The 16999-nt window shown below is 57.9% G+C and carries 17 protein-coding genes; 6 read left to right on the forward strand and 11 right to left on the reverse strand.

Going from position 1 to position 16999, the window contains the following annotated elements; all coding sequences use genetic code 11:
* The first annotated feature begins 59 nt into the window (after positions 1 to 59).
* The 4 genes from HZ995_RS02590 to HZ995_RS02605 all read left to right on the forward strand — a co-directional run bounded on the left by HZ995_RS02590 (position 60) and on the right by HZ995_RS02605 (position 3048).
* Positions 60 to 503: a MaoC family dehydratase gene (locus tag HZ995_RS02590; RefSeq protein WP_209357123.1), complete on the forward strand. Its 444-nt coding sequence runs from the start codon at positions 60 to 62 to the stop codon at positions 501 to 503.
* 107 nt (positions 504 to 610) lie between these two features.
* The gene (locus tag HZ995_RS02595; RefSeq protein WP_209357124.1) at positions 611 to 1543 is read left to right on the forward strand and encodes a bifunctional riboflavin kinase/FAD synthetase; all 933 of its coding nucleotides are present in this window, start codon (positions 611 to 613) and stop codon (positions 1541 to 1543) included.
* Positions 1540 to 2010, forward strand: coding sequence for a YcgN family cysteine cluster protein (locus HZ995_RS02600; protein ID WP_209357125.1), 471 nt, complete (start codon positions 1540 to 1542; stop codon positions 2008 to 2010). Before HZ995_RS02595 ends, HZ995_RS02600 begins: the two co-directional genes overlap by 4 nt.
* Complete coding sequence (locus tag HZ995_RS02605; protein ID WP_209357126.1) at positions 2011 to 3048, forward strand: threonine aldolase family protein; 1038 nt, start codon at positions 2011 to 2013, stop codon at positions 3046 to 3048.
* A gap of 59 nt (positions 3049 to 3107) precedes the next feature.
* On the opposite strand, the gene HZ995_RS02610 is transcribed toward HZ995_RS02605, so the two are convergent.
* The 5 genes from HZ995_RS02610 to metZ form a co-directional block, all read right to left on the reverse strand.
* Positions 3108 to 4688: a 5-guanidino-2-oxopentanoate decarboxylase gene (locus tag HZ995_RS02610; protein ID WP_209357127.1), complete on the reverse strand. Its 1581-nt coding sequence runs from the start codon at positions 4686 to 4688 to the stop codon at positions 3108 to 3110.
* Complete coding sequence (locus HZ995_RS02615) at positions 4689 to 6137, reverse strand: TrkH family potassium uptake protein (protein WP_209357128.1); 1449 nt, start codon at positions 6135 to 6137, stop codon at positions 4689 to 4691. It lies immediately after the preceding gene.
* Between the two features lie 51 nt (positions 6138 to 6188).
* Positions 6189 to 6578: a lysozyme inhibitor LprI family protein gene (locus tag HZ995_RS02620; protein ID WP_209357129.1), complete on the reverse strand. Its 390-nt coding sequence runs from the start codon at positions 6576 to 6578 to the stop codon at positions 6189 to 6191.
* Between the two features lie 38 nt (positions 6579 to 6616).
* Complete coding sequence (gene folE2 / locus HZ995_RS02625) at positions 6617 to 7717, reverse strand: GTP cyclohydrolase FolE2 (RefSeq protein WP_209357130.1); 1101 nt, start codon at positions 7715 to 7717, stop codon at positions 6617 to 6619.
* Positions 7718 to 7884: 167 nt separating this feature from the next.
* On the reverse strand, positions 7885 to 9072 hold the full coding sequence (metZ, locus tag HZ995_RS02630) for an O-succinylhomoserine sulfhydrylase (RefSeq protein ID WP_209357131.1): 1188 nt from the start codon (positions 9070 to 9072) through the stop codon (positions 7885 to 7887).
* A 349-nt stretch (positions 9073 to 9421) separates the two neighbouring features.
* On the opposite strand from metZ, the gene HZ995_RS02635 reads away from it, so the two are divergent.
* On the forward strand, positions 9422 to 10105 hold the full coding sequence (locus HZ995_RS02635; protein ID WP_209357132.1) for a glutathione S-transferase N-terminal domain-containing protein: 684 nt from the start codon (positions 9422 to 9424) through the stop codon (positions 10103 to 10105).
* Here the strand turns inward: HZ995_RS02635 and HZ995_RS02640 are convergent.
* The 6 genes from HZ995_RS02640 to HZ995_RS02665 form a co-directional block, all read right to left on the reverse strand.
* Complete coding sequence (locus HZ995_RS02640; protein ID WP_209357133.1) at positions 10102 to 10371, reverse strand: hypothetical protein; 270 nt, start codon at positions 10369 to 10371, stop codon at positions 10102 to 10104. The genes HZ995_RS02635 and HZ995_RS02640 overlap by 4 nt on opposite strands.
* A gap of 163 nt (positions 10372 to 10534) precedes the next feature.
* Positions 10535 to 11146: an inner membrane-spanning protein YciB gene (locus HZ995_RS02645; RefSeq protein ID WP_209357134.1), complete on the reverse strand. Its 612-nt coding sequence runs from the start codon at positions 11144 to 11146 to the stop codon at positions 10535 to 10537.
* Between the two features lie 40 nt (positions 11147 to 11186).
* Positions 11187 to 12089 carry a DMT family transporter gene (locus tag HZ995_RS02650; protein WP_209357135.1) on the reverse strand — a complete coding sequence of 301 codons (903 nt, stop codon included), beginning with the start codon at positions 12087 to 12089 and terminating at the stop codon, positions 11187 to 11189.
* Positions 12090 to 12149: 60 nt separating this feature from the next.
* Positions 12150 to 13250 (reverse strand): signal recognition particle-docking protein FtsY, encoded by a 1101-nt coding sequence (ftsY, locus tag HZ995_RS02655; RefSeq protein ID WP_209357136.1) that lies wholly within the window; start codon positions 13248 to 13250, stop codon positions 12150 to 12152.
* Between the two features lie 60 nt (positions 13251 to 13310).
* Positions 13311 to 13988 (reverse strand): lysoplasmalogenase, encoded by a 678-nt coding sequence (locus HZ995_RS02660; protein WP_209357137.1) that lies wholly within the window; start codon positions 13986 to 13988, stop codon positions 13311 to 13313.
* A gap of 98 nt (positions 13989 to 14086) precedes the next feature.
* Complete coding sequence (locus HZ995_RS02665; RefSeq protein ID WP_209357138.1) at positions 14087 to 15772, reverse strand: NAD(P)H-dependent oxidoreductase subunit E; 1686 nt, start codon at positions 15770 to 15772, stop codon at positions 14087 to 14089.
* Positions 15773 to 15960: 188 nt separating this feature from the next.
* Between HZ995_RS02665 and HZ995_RS02670 the strand changes: the two genes are divergently transcribed.
* Positions 15961 to 16998 carry an alkane 1-monooxygenase gene (locus HZ995_RS02670; RefSeq protein ID WP_209357139.1) on the forward strand — a complete coding sequence of 346 codons (1038 nt, stop codon included), beginning with the start codon at positions 15961 to 15963 and terminating at the stop codon, positions 16996 to 16998.
* The last annotated feature ends 1 nt before the right edge of the window (position 16999 follow it).

Genomic DNA, 16999 nt, shown 5'->3' on the forward strand with positions numbered 1-16999 from the left:
ATTTCGCAGGAAGGATGAATCGCGTGCATTTGTTTTGCGCTCGATCTGCGGAGGACCAAATGTTGGACAATTTCCCACGCGGTACGATCTGTATCGAAGACATCGAAATGGGCATGATGCGTTATGTGCGTAAAGTGGTCACGGATGACGACATTCAGAAATTCGCAGAGGTCTCGACCGACCACAATCCGGTGCATATGGACGATGACTATGCGCAGGACACGATCTTTCAGGGTCGTATCGCGCACGGGATGCTGACCGCTGGACTGGTATCGGCAGTGATCGGAGAACAGCTGCCCGGTCACGGCACAATCTACATGAGCCAGAACCTGAAATTCCTAGCCCCTGTGCGCCCGGGTGACTTGGTCACGGCAGAGGTCGAGGTCACTGGGATCGAGATCGGCAAACGCCGTGTGCAATTGGATTGCCGCTGTATCGTGGATGGCAAAAAGGTTCTCATCGGCGAAGCGATGGTCATGGCACCGTCTCGCAAATTCGACTGAGAGCAGCGCGCGCGGTTCGCGGAGAATTTGAGTATTTTTGGCAAGATGAAAGCCGACGGGACGATACCCCTTGCACGGGGTGTCTGACAGGGCTAACGCTTTGGCCTATGCGGATACTCCGAGACTATAAGTTCATTGCGAATGAAGACCGCGGCGCGACTGTCGCCATCGGGAATTTTGATGGCGTGCACATTGGCCATCAATCTGTGATTTCGCTGGCCAAGGCCGCAGCGCCAGATGCGCCTTTGGGGGTCATGTGTTTTGAACCACACCCGCGTGCCTACTTCGCACCGGACATGGCTCCGTTTCGTCTGACAGGTCCGGATGCGCGCGCGACGCGGTTGGAGAAGCTTGGCGTTGAACGTCTTTATGAGTTGCCCTTCAATCAGGCCTTGGCGAACCTGACGCCGCGCGAATTTGCGCAGGATGTGATCGTCGATGGTTTGGGATTGGCCCATGTGGTCGTCGGCGCGGATTTCTGTTTTGGCAAAGGGCGCAAAGGCACCGCTGAGGATCTGGTCGCTTTGGGTGAGGAACTCGGTTTTGGCGTCACAATCGCACCGCTTGTGACGGGAGGCGATCAGCAAGTCTCCTCGACCAACATCCGCAATGCACTGAGTGACGGTCGCCCGCGTGATGCGGCCGCGATGTTGGGGCATTGGCACCGGATCGAAGGCCCCGTGATTGGCGGCGAACAACGCGGGCGTGAGCTTGGTTTCCCGACCGCGAATATGTCAATCCACGGTTTGCACCCCCCAAAGTTCGGCGTCTATGCTGTCCTTGTTGACGTTCTGGATGGCCCCCATGCGGGCAGCTATCTGGGCGCTAGCTCTGTCGGCGTGCGCCCGATGTTTGGCGAAAACACCGCCAATATCGAAACCTATCTCTTTGATTTCAAAGGGGACCTCTATGGCGCGCAGCTCTCTGTGGCCTTGGTGGACTTCCTGCGGCCTGAGCTGAAGTTTGACGGCCTAGAGGCTTTGGTCGCCCAAATGGATGCCGATTGCGCAAAGTGCCGCGAGATCCTGAGAGCGCTATGACTGACCCGATTGATCGCAACGGGCTGGGCAAGCGGTTTTGGGAAAAGAAACCGCTGACAAAGATGTCCCAGAAAGAATGGGAAGCGCTGTGTGATGGCTGCGGCAAATGTTGTCTGAACAAACTGGAGGATGCCGACACCGGAGAGGTCGCCCTCACCCGCGTCGCCTGCCGCTTGCTGGATGACAGCACCTGCCGCTGCGCGCAATATGAGATCCGCCATCAGTTCATCCCGGAATGTATCGTCCTGAGTCCCGACAATATCGACACCCACGCCTATTGGATGCCCAAGACCTGCGCCTATCGCCTATTGTGGGAGGGCAAGCCGCTCTATAACTGGCACCCCTTGATTTCGGGACGCGCCGAAACGGTTCACGACGCGGGCGTTTCGGTCCAAGGTATGACAGTCTCGGAATGGGAGATTTCCGAGGACGAATGGGAAGATCATATTATCGAGGAGCCGCTGTAAATGTATTTCGCATCAGACAATGCAGGACCTGTTCATCCTCAGGTCCTTGCGGCAGTGGCCGAGGCCAACGACGGCTATGCCATGGGCTATGGCAATGACCCTCTGACCGCAGAGGTTCAGGCGCAGATCCGCGATCTTTTCGAGGCGCCCAAGGCGATGGTGCATTTCGTGCCAACGGGGACAGCGGCGAATGTTCTGGCTCTGGCCACATTGTCCAACCCATGGGACACGATTTTCTGCGCCCGCCATTCCCATATCCAAATGGACGAATGCAACGCGCCCGAGTTTTACAGCGGTGCCAAGCTGACCACCGTCGGTCATGGTGACAAACTTGATCCCAAAGTGCTGCGCAAAAAGATTGCCGCTACAGGTGCATTGGGTGTTCATGGCGCGCAGCGTGGCCCTGTTTCGATCACACAGGTCACTGAATTCGGACAGATCTATTCGCTCACTGAACTCGCAGAGCTGACAGCCGTCGCCAAAGACTTCGACTGCCCCGTGCATCTGGATGGAGCACGCTTTGCCAATGCTCTGGTTGCGCTGAACTGCTCTCCGGCCGACATGACCTGGCGTTTGGGCGTCGATGCGGTCAGTTTCGGAGGCACTAAGAACGGTTGTATGGGCGTTGAGGCTGTTGTGATCTTTGATCCAGCCAAAGCGTGGGAATTCGAACTGCGTCGCAAACGCGGCGCGCATCTCTTCTCCAAGCTGCGCTACCTCTCGGCGCAGATGAAAGGCTATCTGGCGGATGACCTTTGGAAGGCGACCGCGCGTCAGGCCAACACCAATTGCGCGCTCTTGACGGCAGGCCTCAAAGACGCCGGCGTGGTGTTCGACTATGAGCCGCAAGCCAACATGATCTTCTGCCAAATGCGCCGCGATGCACATAAGCGTCTGCAAGCGGCGGGCGCTATGTATTATCTGCTGGACGGCACGCTAGACGGCCCCGACGAAGACCTCCTGCCAGCCCGTCTGGTCTGTGATTGGTCCATCAGCGCAGACCTGATCGACCAGTTCATCGAGATCGTGAAAGGCTAGTCCTCATTCTCTTGCCAGAAACATCCTGGGGTGAGACCGCAGGTCGAGGGGCAAAGCCCCTACCCCGCCAGCGCAGGTGTCATTCTGATCAATGTCGGACGATCTGCGTCAAAGGCCTTGAGAGTTTCAGTCGACAGTTCTGACAGACTCGCAGGCTCAACCGCGAGGCAGCCATAAGACTTAGCCAAAGCCAAGAAGTCAGGATTATAAGCCGTCACCGCATTTGGCGCGATCTGGCTGCGGACCATGGAATCCTCGATCTCTTTCAGCTTGGCGTTGTCCCACAATAGGATCGGGAACCCGAGGCCCATTTCCACAGCCGCGCCCAACTCTTGCACCGTATACTGAAACCCATAGTCGCCCGCGATACAGACCGTGGGCTTGCCGCGCCGCGCCATCGCTCCTCCGATAGCGGCAGGCAGCGCATAGCCCAGCGTGCCAAAGCCTGACGGGTGGTGCCAATGGCCTGGGCGCTCCATGTCCCAAACCTCTTTGCCGACGTAGGCAAATTGCGTCATGTCCGAAAAATACATCGCATCATCTGGCATAGCCCGGCGCAGAGCGTCACAGATCGCGACGATGCCCGGACGCTCTGAATCCGTTTCATTGCGCCAGATCTCGCGGGACTTGGCGACGTCGGCAGCTGTCCATTCGGACGTCTGTTCCGCTAATTGCGAGTCCAAAGCCGCCAGAAAGCTCTTTGCGTCGCTCAGCACCTGCACATCATTGCGATGCAGATCTCCAAGGACCATCGGATCGATATCGACGCGCACCAGATCGCAAGCATGCCCCAAGTCGCGCCGCCAGAGATCGACCTCAGACAGTTCCGTACCCACCGCAATCACCAGATCCGCAGTCGCGATTACATCAGCACTCGAGGGGCGTGCCAAGGTAGCGCCGTAGGTCAATGGGTCCGAAGGATCGACAACTCCGCGACCAGCGTAGGTGACAAAAGACGCCGCGTTGGTTTTCGCCAGAACCGCGCGCGCCGCATCAGAGGCGTGCTTCGCGCCGCCGCCAAAAACAAAGATCGGGCGTTTCGCCGAGGCCAACCGCGTGGCAACATCGGCCACTTTGCTCATGTCCAAAGCCTCAGTGCCAGACCACATCTGCGGCGCGGGCGCAGCTTCTGCCTCGGATCCCGCCAAAGCAATCGGCACCTGAATATGTTTGGTCCGAGGCCGAGCGGCTTTGAACTCGCTAAAGGCGCGGTCGATCAACTGATAGGCCGCATCTGCCGTATAGGCCTCATGGCTCCAGTCACAGACCGTCGCGGCAGCACCTTCTTGGTCTTTCATCTGATGCAACTGACCTTTGTAGGAGGCAGTCTCGTCCAGACAGGAAGAAATCACCAACACAGGCACAGAGTCGCTATAGGCCTGCCCCATCGGCGTCATCGCATTGCACAAGCCCGGCCCCGTAATCACATAGGCCACACCCGGATTGCCCGACGCGCGCGCATAGCCATCGGCCATGAACCCCGCACCCTGCTCATGACGCGCGAGAACATGGGTGATGCCAGCTTCTTCGATGCCACGATACATCTCGACGTTGTGCACGCCGGGAATGCCGAAAATCACATCGACGCCGCGCGCCTTCAGCATATGAGAGATTTGCGCTCCGAGAGGGCGTTTGGACATTTAAGCTCTCCAGAATTGGGGGGTAAAGATTACAAAGACGGCCAAAAGCTCGAGCCGTCCAACCAGCATTCCAATGGCCAGGAGCCACTTGGCGGTATCATTGAGCGTGCTGAAATTTCCGGACGGCCCAATGATATCGCCCAGCCCCGGGCCGATATTTGCGATGGCCGCAGCGGCTCCGGAAACTGAGGTCAGGAAATCCAAACCGGTCATCGCCAGAAACACAGACAAAAGCCCAAGCGAGACCACAAAGAACACAAAGAACACCATCACCGAACTCAGCACGTCGTCGCTGACAGCGCGGCCTGCATAGCGCGGGGTGAAGACCCCATTGGGCGTGTGGATCTTTTGGATCTGAACCCGGATCGCCGAGAACAAGAGCTGATAGCGGAAGATCTTGATGGAACAGGCGGTCGAGCCCGCGCAGCCTCCGATCAGGCCGATGAAAAAGAACATGGCAATGAGGCTGCTGCCCCAGGTCATGTAATTCGCGCTGGCGTAGCCCGTGCCTGAGATGATCGAGGTGATGTTAAACAGCGCTTCGCGGAAGCTTTCTTCGGGGTGTTTTGGGAAAACCGTGGTCAGCAGGATGGTCGACAGCACCACCAGAACCAGAATGATCGCCAGAAAGGCCCGCACCTGAGAATCTTGGAACAGCGGGGATGAGGCGCCGTTCACTAGCTGCACATAGCGCACGAAGGGCAAGGCCGCGAGGAACATGAACACAACGGCCGCATATTCCGTCGGCCCACTAAAGGTTCCGAAAGACGCATCGTAGTTCGAGAAACCTCCGGTCGAGACGGTGGTGAACGCATGCACCAAGGCGTCAAAGAAGGACATGCCAAAGATCAGATAGACCACGATGCAAGCCACAGTCAGAAAGATATAAATGCTCGAGATCTGCGCGGAAATCTGCGTCGCGCGAGGCAGAATTTTTCCCATGGTATCAAAGCCTTCGGAGCGGAAGATCTGCATACCTCCGACCCGCAGTTCCGGCAGGAACACCATGGCTACAACGATGATCCCGATCCCGCCAAGCCATTGCAGAATGCCGCGCCAAAGCAAGAGCCCGCGCGGCAGGGTCTCAAGCCCCGTTAGAACTGTAGACCCTGTAGTGGTCAGACCCGACATCGCTTCAAAGAAGGCATCAACAAACCGCGCCTCGGTTGCCCCCAATACAAAAGGCAACGCGCCAAAGATCGGCAGAGCCAGCCAGACGCCTGTGGTTAGCATAAAGGTTTGCTGCAGCGTCAGCCCTTGTTGGTTGCCCGACTGACAGGCCAGGGCCACAAGCCCGCCGACAAGAACGGTAAACAGCGCGCTTTCGCCAAAGACGGGCCAATGGCCCTGCCCGTCGATTATATCCATCACCATGGGCGGCAGCATCGCAACACCCAGCATGGCCACCATGAGGCCAATGACATATCCGACAGGTCTTAGGTCGATCATAGGCGCAGCGTTGGCGTGAACCTCACCCAGTGTCAACTCATAGCGAGCGGGTTAGTTCGTTTCTCCGAAAATGCGCAGGCTTTCCGTGCGGCTGCGGGTCTCGCGTTCAAGGCAGCTATAGTACATCAGCGGTTCCATGCTGCCGCCACGCACCAAGGTGCTTTCCGCAGCGCATGCAAGGTCTCGGTAGGTGATCCACGCGCGTTGCGCATCGCGCAGCATTGTGGCGGAAGGCAGCTCGTCTGCTGCGATGTATTTGTCCATTTCCTTGGCCTGCGCCATGGCGAGCTTATAGGAGAGGTTCAGGTCTTCGTCCGCATAGCCATAAAACTGCGCTGCACAGAAATTCATTTCCATCTGGTTCGTGGCATTGGTGCAATCGACCTCTTGCGCGGCCAAAGGCGAGGCCAAAAGCCCCAAAGCAATCAAAATCTTACGCATGATACCCCCTAAACTGGTGAACCCCAGCTTAGCAGGGATCAGCCAACGTGGAAGAGTGTTGTGAAGAGCTTGGGATCGATGGAGCCCGACTCAAAGGTCTCGCCCTCAGTCAGGATCGAGACCGCGTCATGGCTGTGCAAGCTTTCCTGATGGCTGGCGATGACGCGGAAATCACCGATGCGCTCGTCTTGCTGCAACTCAGCACAGAACAGACGTGCAGCGTCTTCTACAAAGATCGGGTTCGCCGCATTCAGTTCCGCAAAGGCCTGTTCGTCCTCGCGTTTCACCATGACCTGCGTTTCGGTCGGCACCGCGCGGCGGGCCATGTCGATCAGGTCCTCAAACCACAGCTTCTGGATGGGCTTGGTCACCACAGAAATCCGCGCCACAGAGCGTTGGGAATGCGGCGTCGCCAACTGTCCACGCGATTGGCGTGCGTGTTCAGAAAGTTCCAACGAACACGGACAGGTCGAGGAATAGACATAGTCCAGATGCATGATTTTGAGCGGCTTGCCGTTCACATCCACCTTTTCCATGGCGATATCGTAATACTGATAGCCCTCAAGGCCCGAGCGCAAAGACGGGATCTTCATTGGATAGCGCAGGCGCATCTGTATGCGCGCATCAAAACTTCCAAGGTCCGACTTATAGTCTTTCAGCGCATGTTCCAGCACTTCGAAACTAAAGGTCTTTTCCGCGTGCTTATAAAAGCTGCGCATGATGCGGGACATATTGATGCCCTTCTTGTCCTCTTCAAGGCTGACCGTACCGGTCACAGAGGTCTCAAGGGTCACATCCCCGCCTTCGCGGGTGCGGTAGGAAATTGGCAGGCGGAAATTCGAGATCCCAACGTGCTGGATCTGTTTCTTGGCGCCTTTGATCAGGCTGGTCGGCCCGTTTTGCAAATCCGGCAGCGTCTCGCGGTAAGCGGCGTCGACGGTGAAATCCTCGGGGTAGTCACGCGACAGCTCGGGATAATTCGCAACCTCTTGGCCGGGCAAAAGCCGCGCAATGGCGGGTTCCAGTTCGGCAATCTCAGTGGGGCTCGCGTCCTTGGCCCAAGCGCGCAGCTTCTCAAGGGCCTCTTGGGCCTCGTCCCGGCTGAGCTCGGACTTTGATTTGGATGGGTGCATGTTCATCGGCACCTCCCTAACGCTTGCGTGCGCCTAACTTAGTGCGTCACGGCTGAAATTGCCAATTTAACCGACCGATTGCATGTGCAGGGCCGGAAAAACAGAAAAAGGGCATACGGATCATGCCCTTTTCCAGTATCTTATTCTATCCCGCCCCGCTGGGCAGGCGTCAATCAGACCTGAGAGGCCTCTAAAGCGACTCGCACGTCCTTGATCAAGTCGTCTGTGTCCTCAAGCCCAACCGAGAAACGGATGAGACCCGGTGTGATGCCCAGCTCGGCCTTCAGCTCGTCACTCAGACGCTGGTGCGTGGTGGTCGCTGGATGGGTGGCGATGGATTTGGAATCGCCGAGGTTGTTGGAAATCACAGGGATCGTCAGCGCATTCAGGAACTTGAAGGCGGCCTCTTTGCCACCTTTGACGTCCAAAGACAGAACCGTGCCGCCGCAGCCGCTGAGTTGGCTTTGCACCAGAGCATTCTGCGCGTGGGTTTTCAGGCCCGGATAGATCGCGCGTTCCAGGGCTGGGTTGCCTTCCACGGCCTCGGCAATAGCCAAAGCGCTTTCGGCCTGCGCCTTCACACGCAAATCGATAGTCTCAAGCCCCTTAAGCATGATCCACGCGTTGAACGGGCTCAGCGAGCCGCCGGTGTGTTTCATGTAAGGCTCAAGCGTGCCGCGGATGTAATCTTTGGTGCCAAGGATCACGCCGCCCAGAGCACGCCCCTGCCCGTCGATATGTTTGGTCGCAGAGTAAACGACAACATCAGCACCCTGCTCGATGGCTTTGGAATAGACTGGGGTCGAGAAAACGTTGTCGACGACGACCGTCGCGCCGACGGAATGCGCGATGTCCGCGACGGCCTTGATGTCGATGACTTCAAGCGTCGGGTTGGACATAGATTCAAAGAAACAGACCTTAGTGTCAGGCCGAACCGCCGCGCGCCAGGCATCCAGATCGGTACCGTCGACAAAGGTCACTTCGACGCCGAACTTCGAGAGGATGTTTTCCAGAATGTGCAAACAAGACCCAAACAGAGCCTTCGCGGACACCACATGATCGCCTGCCTGCACCAAAGAGGTCAGCGCGCCATTGACCGCCGCCATCCCAGAGGCCGCGGCAAAAGCATCCTCTGCCCCCTCAAGCAACGCGATACGTTTCTCGAACATATCCACGGTCGGGTTGCCATAACGGGCATAGATAAATTCATCAGGACCGGTCTCGATAAAGCGTGCCTCTGCTTGCTCGGCATTGTCATAGACAAAGCCCTGCGTCATGTAGATCGCTTCGCTGACCTCGTTGTACTGGCTCCGACGTGTGCCGCCATGCACAAGTTTCGTCCGCTTGTTCCAGTCGCTCATCTTCAACTCCTTCGCGCCCGGCGCACCCTCTGAGTGACACCATTCGGGCAATAAAAAACCCCCGTACGGCCAAGCGTAAGGGGGTCCCTTCGTCCTGACCTCTTTAGCGGAATTCGGAGACATCCCTGCCCCACGTGGCCCGCAATCCGGTAACAAATCGCCACGGGGATCTCTTACTGCGCTGCAGCAACAGGGTCAACCGAGTCGCTGGGCGTGGGCGCGATTTTCGTAGTCTTACGGACAGAGAGGCCTGCACTTTTGCACCGCCAACCTTGCCGCTTACGTAAACTTCTCTCTTTGCCGAATGGTTTTCCTCAGGCATGATGCCCTCCGCGAGGGGGTAGAACGCATGACACCGATTGACCTTTATTATTGGCCCACGCCCAACGGCTGGAAGGCCTCGATTGCGTTGGAAGAATTCGGCCTGCCCTACGAGGTGCATCAGATCAATATCGGCAAAGGCGACCAATTCGCGCCTGATTTCCTGCGCATTGCGCCGAACAACCGGATGCCCGCGATTGTGGACCATGACGGACCAGACGGAGCGATATCCGTTTTCGAAAGCGGGGCAATCCTGCAATATCTGGCGCGCAAAACCGGCATGTTTTACGGCCAGGGTGAGCGCGAGCACGTTGGCGTCGAAGAATGGCTGATGTGGCAAATGGGCGGCGTCGGCCCGATGGCGGGCCAAACCCACCATTTCCTGAAATACGCTCCCGAGGACATCGCCTACGCCAAGGATCGCTACCGCAGTGAAACCGCGCGGCTCTATGGCGTTCTGGACCGGCGACTTGCCGAAAACGAATATGTCGCAGGTGACACCTACACGATCGCAGATATGGCGATTTGGCCTTGGGCGTCCCTATGGCAAGGACAGGAACAGACTCTGGACGATAAACCCAACCTCGCGCGCTGGCTGAAAACCGTCTGGGCACGACCGGCCGTGCGACGCGGGCGCGGCTTGTTGGCCGACCTGCGCGGAGATCGCAGCGACACCTGGGTGGTGCGCGATCTGTTTCCGGATCACGTTTAGACCTGCGTGGCTGCCTGAGCCTCGGCCGCGTCCTTGCGTTCACGTCCTGCGGCCTTGCAATAGGCATCGGCCTCGCTTTTGGTCATGGTTTCGGGATATCCCGTCGCCTCATCCCAATAGAGCCGGTCTGTCGTATAGAGCTGACAGCTTACCTGCCCCTTCTCCGTCTCCAGCACCACTTCCGGGCTGAGATACTCTGACCGGTCGCAGGCACTCAAGCCAAAGCCCAACACGGCGGCTGCCAATATGCGATGAATGGAACCCATGTAACCTCCTCGATCCTTTGCCATCTGTGTGGCAACTGCCGCAAAGGCCTAGGGGCATAAACCCCCTGATACTAGGAGAAATTCGTGGGTTGCCTCATATGTGACGCCGGTGGCGCATTATTCCCCGAGGCATGGTTTATTCAGGTTGAAAACGGCGCGTGGTTTACGCGTTATCCGCTTCATCCTCTTCAATCCCGTATTTGGTGAAGACGCCGGCTTGGGTCATAAAGAACACGAATACAGCCGCCGTCAGACCAAAGGTTTTGAAGTAAACCCAGGTATCCGTGGACTGGGTGCGCCAAATGACTTCGTTCAGTACGGCAAGGCCAATAAAGAACGCCGTGAGGCGACGAGTCAGGATCATCCAGCCCTCATCTTGTAAGGGCAGTGCCTCTTCCATCACGAACTTCAGATAGCTTTTGCCTTGCAGAAGGCCGACGCCAAGGATCCCGCCAAAAAGCACATAGATCATGGTCGGCTTCATCTTGAAGAAGCGGTCGTCGTTCAGCCAAACCGACAGACCTCCGAAGAGCGTCACGAGGACGACGGTAGCAAGCTGCATCTTGGACACATGCCCGGTAAGACGCCACAGGATAAAGGTGGTCAGAGCGATGAGGGGCACGAAGGCCGCAGTCACCACGATAAAGCCGTCATAGTCTGTGCCACCAATGGTAAACACCTGATCTCGCAGGCGCAGATAGCCGATGAAAAACAGAATGATCGGGCCGAATTCCAAAGCTGATTTCAGCATCGGGTTGATTGTCTTGCCTGCCATGTGCCTGTCCTTTTCTAAGGGCTCTTGCCGATATATCGCCTCAGCCGCCCATTTCAACTATTACCGCCCCAAGCGCGATCAAAGCCATGAGAGCAATGCGGCGCGGGCCAACGGTTTCCTTCAGGAACACCACGCCGATGACGGCTGCAAAGATGGTCGAGGTCTCGCGCAGAACCGCGGCTTCGCCGACTTTGTCGAGCCGGGTGGCGAGCATGATCGAGCCGAAAGAGGCAAAGGCCGTGAGGCCTCCGAAAAAGCCTCGGACCGCAAGTGGCCCAAGCCCCGGGCGGTCTTGCATACGCAGGTACATGACCGCCGCGATGGGAGGCATAAAGATCCCGTCGATCATGAAGAACCACGCCAGAAAGGTGAACGGATCGGCCGTCGCGCGGATACCGAAGGCGTCATAGGTGGTGTAAAGCGCCACAAAGAGGCCTGTGAAAATTGCGAGGGCGAGAGCTGCGGGGAGCGTGTCTCGGTTGGATTGCAGGAAGATCAGACTATAGGCAGCAAGGCCGAATATGCCTGAGAGCAAGACGCCGACGCCCAGCCATTGGATGCCGGTGAAGGTTTCACCAAAAAGGAAATACGCACCTATGACCGCAAAAAGAGGCCCAGTGCCACGCACCACCGGATAGACCACTGTGTAATCGCCCTTGGTGTAGGTGAAGGCCTGCAGAAGTTTGTAACCAACATGGATGAGAAAGACGCCCACAAAGATCAGCCACATATGCGGTTCAGGCCAAGGCACAACAAACAGCGCAAAGGGCGCAGCCATCAGACCGTAGCTCAGATCAATCGCGCCGCGGCTGAGCCACGGGTCGTGACGGCCCTTCTGAAGCGCTCCGAAAACCGCATGGAGGAAGGCCGCCAGGAGCGCGAGCGCGAGGGCGAGTTGGTGCCCGGCCTCGGTGCCTTCGAGGGAGGTGAACCAAGCGCTCACGGTCTTAGCGCCGGGGGTGTCACCCCCGGACCCCCGAGGATATTTTCAGCAAGAGGAAGCCTAGTCATCTGAGAGCCCGGTGAGGGCTTGGGCGAAGTCTTTCGGATCAAAGGCGTCCAGATCGTCGATCTTTTCGCCAACGCCGATGGCGTGGATCGGAAGGCCGAATTTATCCGCGAGAGCGACGAGAACGCCACCTTTGGCAGTGCCGTCGAGTTTGGTCATCACGAGGCCTGAGACATCGGCGAGTTTCTGGAAAGTCTCGACCTGCGACAGTGCGTTTTGGCCGGTGGTGGCGTCCAGAACCAGAACCGTGTTATGCGGCGCGGTTTCGTCTTTTTTGCGAATGACGCGGACGATTTTCGCGAGTTCCTCCATCAGGTCCTGACGGTTTTGCAAACGGCCTGCGGTGTCAATCATCAGAAGGTCCGCGCCCATTTCTTCGGCCTGCGTCATGGCGTCAAAGGCGAGGCTTGCGGGATCGGATCCTTCGGGCGCTGTCAGGACGGGCACGCCGGCGCGATCTCCCCAGACTTGCAGTTGCTCGACGGCGGCGGCGCGGAACGTGTCTCCGGCGGCGATCACGACGGATTTGCCAGCGGCGGTGAACTGGCTGGCGAGCTTGCCGATTGTTGTGGTCTTACCCGCGCCATTGACGCCAACGACCAAAACCACTTGCGGTTTTTTCGGATAGAGCGGCAGGGGCTTGGCGACGCTCTCCATAATGCGGGTGATCTCGTCAGAAAGGAGCGTTTTGATTTCCTCAGTCGACAGGCGTTTGCCGAACCGGCCCTCGGCGATGTTTGCGGTGACACGCAGCGCGGTATCCACACCCATATCCGAGGCGATCAAAAGCTCTTCGAGCTGCTCCAGCATCTCGTCATCAAGTTCACGCCGCACAACGGGTTTCGCAGGCGCTGCCCCCGTCAGGCGGCTTAGCAAACTGCGCGTTGGCTTTTCGGGTTCCACAGGCGCTGGGGCCTCGGGCGCAGCCGGAGCGGCCTCGGCAACAGGCGCTTCCAGTTGGGGCTGCGCTTTCTCGGGCTGAGGCGCCTCTACTGGCGTTTCTTCACCGCCCTCTTCGACAATCGCATCAAGCCCCTCTTCGAGCCGGGAAGAAGACTTAAACAAACGCTCGCGGAGCTTGGAAAATAACGCCATTGGGGCCTCGTCTTGATTTCAAACACATGTAGTCAATCAAGGCGGGGGTGAAAAGAGGTCTTAGAGCGCGATCAGAGGCTGCGCGAAGCCAGCACCAATCAGGATTGCGACTTGTGCCAGCGCATAGGCCACCCAGAGCACGATGGCGATTGGGACATACAAGACAGAGCTGTCTTTCAGGCGGAACAGATGAATGGCCAACAGCAGGTCAGAGAAAATGAACAGAAACGCACCCATCGCGGCCAGCTCTCGTGCTGGCATCGCGGCAGCGGTCAGACCCATGAGCGTGATCAGAACAACATAGATGCGCACGGGCCATTTGAGGTCTCTGGTATGCGGTTTCAGCCAGAATTCTGTCGACAGCGCGAGGGCCACAAGGATCACCGCCGCAGTCAAAGGCGGCGTGCCGCTGGTCAGATCGTGGAAATGCACGATGTAAGCCAGATGCGCGGCGGCAAAGCCAATCAGACCGACCAGAAAGGCGCGATCTCCGGGGCGCGAGAGGGCGATGTCTCCGACGAGAGACAAGGCGAGTGCTGCGATGACTAGCGGGTTGGCGAAATTCGCGAAGGCTGCAAAGACCAACGCGCCGACGGGCATGGCTTTCAGAATGGTTTTCCACCAGCTCGGCCCGCGCCAAGACGCAAAGATCGCGAAAAGCGCGGCGGTCACAAGGCTAAAAGAGACACCGCCCCAAAAGAGGCTTTGGCGAAAGGCGATTTCTTCAAGGAAGGTCATGGCGGCTCTGTCTTTGCGTCAGCCCAGAATAGGCAAAGCGCACGAGATTCGCGCGCTTTACTTTACGTTCGTTTGGCTGTGTTGCTTGAACTGACGGTCTAAATTTCGTCCGGGAAATGCTTGATCGTTAGCCGGATCGGGTTTGGCGCGGCTTGGCCAAGACCGCAGATCGAAGCATCGACCATGGCTTGGCTGAGTTCTTCCAGTAGCCCCGTATCCCAACTGTCGCGGTTCATGAGCTTCACGGCCTTTTCGCAGCCCACACGGCACGGCGTGCATTGCCCGCAGCTTTCGTCCTCAAAGAACTTCAGCATATTAAGCGCAGCCTCTTTGGCGCTGTCTTGATCTGACAGGACAACAACAGCAGCCGAGCCGATGAAGGTGCCAAGCGGCTGCAGCGTGTCAAAGTCGAGCGGCACATCGTTGATCGAGGCCGGCAGAAGACCCGAAGATGGGCCGCCCGGCTGATAGGCCTTAAACGCGTGGCCCTCAAGCATACCGCCACAGGCGTCAATAATGTCGGTGATCGTGGAACCTGCGGGCAGCAGATGCACGCCGGGGTTCTTTACACGGCCTGATACAGAATAGCTGCGCAGACCCTTGCGGCCGTTCTTTTCAACCGAGTTCAGACACTCTGGCCCCTCGCGGTTGATCTTGCAAACCCAATAGAGCGTCTCGACATTATGCACCAAAGTCGGGCGGCCAAAGATGCCGACTTGCGCCACAAAAGGCGGTCGGTGGCGGGGCTCGCCACGTTTGCCCTCGATGCTCTCAATCATCGCGGATTCTTCACCGCAGATATAGGCCCCTGCCCCTCGACGCAGGTCGACGTAGCCGGGCTCGACGATACCGGCCTCTTCGAGAGCCTTGATCTCTCGGCGCAGGATCTCCAGCACGGCGGGATATTCGTCGCGCATGTAGATAAAGGCGCGCTCTGCCTCAACCGCCCAAGCGGCAATCAGCATGCCTTCAAGGAAGACATGCGGAGTGCGCTCCAGATAATAGCGGTCCTTAAAGGTGCCCGGCTCGCCCTCATCGCCATTCACGGCCAGATAGCGCGGGCCGTCATTGGCGCGCACAAAGCCCCATTTGGTTCCAGACGGGAAACCCGCACCGCCAAGGCCTCGCAGACCGGCCTCTTTGACCTTTTCCTGAACTGCTTCCCAGTCGCCATTCGCGCGCAGGTCTTTGAGCGTCGCGTAGCCGCCTTGGGCCTCGTAAGCCGCAAAGGTTTCATACTCTGGGACATGCGCGTGGGAGTCACCCGCGGCAATCGCAGCCTCAACCTTTTCAGGGGTCGCATGGTCGATATGGTTGTGGCCGATCTCGAGCACCGGTGCAGTGTCGCAGCGGCCCATGCAGGGCGCGCGCACCACGCGGACCTCTTCGGGGTTTAACCCATCCTCAAGCGCCTTTTGCAATTGCTGCGCGCCCGCGAGTTCACAGGACAAGCTATCACAGACGCGGATCGTCAACGCAGGTGGAGGCGTCTCGCCCTCGCGAACAACATCGAAATGCGCATAGAAGGACGCGACCTCATAGACCTCAGCCTGCCCGGTGCGCATCTCTTCGGCAAGGGCGCGCAGATGGGCGGCAGACAGATGGCCAAACGCATCCTGAATCAGATGCAAATACTCGATCAGCAGGTCACGATCGCGAGGACGATCCCCGATCAGGCCACGCACCTCTTCCAGCGCGACATCATCAAGCTGCCGCCCCTTCGGGGTGTGCCGGCCCTTACCTTTGCCGGATTTCCAAACACCTTTGCGTTCATCGAGTGCCATTTGGGTGCTCCACAATTCGTCTTTGCCTAGGCAATATACCCTAAGCGACGCGGGTCTTATCCTCAAAACGACATTCATTGCCTCTTTCGCGTTGCATTTACCCAAGACTGGCCTCGCTTGTGGCACAAAATTTCCTAAGTTAGAGGAGATACCCCGATAAGAACGCGCGTTCTGATGGAGTCGTAACGATGCTTTGGTTCACTTTGGCCACCGCGGTACCGGTGTTTCTGCTGGCCCTCGCCGGGTTTCTGGGCGGGGTTTGGGCCATTGTGGCTGTGCTCTACCTGACGGCTTTTGTCTTCATCATGGACCGGCTGATTGAATACGCCGCGACGGACAAAGACACGCATGAAGAGTTCCCCGCAAGCACCGCGCTTTGCATTTTTCTGGGCTTCACCCATCTGATCCTGATTGTCATCGCCATTCTTGCGCTCAGCGGTGAGACAGGCCTCAATATCTGGGAACGCCTCGCCTGTTTTGTTCTTTTCGGTCAATACTTTGGGCAAGTCAGCAATGCCAATGCGCATGAGTTGATCCACCGCGGGTCTCGCTGGCTGAACCGGCTGGGTATCGCGGTCTATAGTTCGATTTTCTTTGGCCATCATGCGTCGGCCCATACCAAAGTGCATCACACCTGGGTCGGCAGCCTGCGCGACCCGAACACAGCGCGTCTTGGCGAGAGCGTCTATCGCTTCTGGCCGCGTGCCTGGTTTGGATCCTTCATGGCCGGCTTGCGCGCTGAAAACGTAATGCGCGCCCGCGCGAAAACACCAAGCCCTAAGTGGACACATCCTTATCTCTGGTACGGCATTGGGACTTTGATCACCGTCGCCATTGCCTTCCTTTTGGCAGGCTGGGCGGGCATTGGCGCTTTGGTCGCGGTGTCGCTTTACGCCACGCTGCAGCACCTCGCGAGCGACTACATCCAGCACTATGGCCTCAAACGTCGCAAGCTGGCGAATGGCAAACTGGAACCGGTCGGCGCACAACATAGCTGGAATTCTCCGCAGGTCTTTAGTTCTGCGATGATGCTGAATGTACCGCGCCATTCGGATCACCATCTGAACCCCAACCGCCCCTATCCGAACCTGCGCATCGAAGAAGACCGCATGCCGATCCTGCCGAAATCTCTGCCGGTCATGGGGATCATTGCGCTCTGGCCACCGCTGTGGCGCTCGATGATGGATGAGCGGGTTGCTGCTGTGAATGGCGTGACCCAGCCTTAGC

This window comes from Cognatishimia activa (assembly GCF_017798205.1).
GTDB classification, from domain to species: Bacteria; Pseudomonadota; Alphaproteobacteria; order Rhodobacterales; family Rhodobacteraceae; genus Cognatishimia; species Cognatishimia activa_A.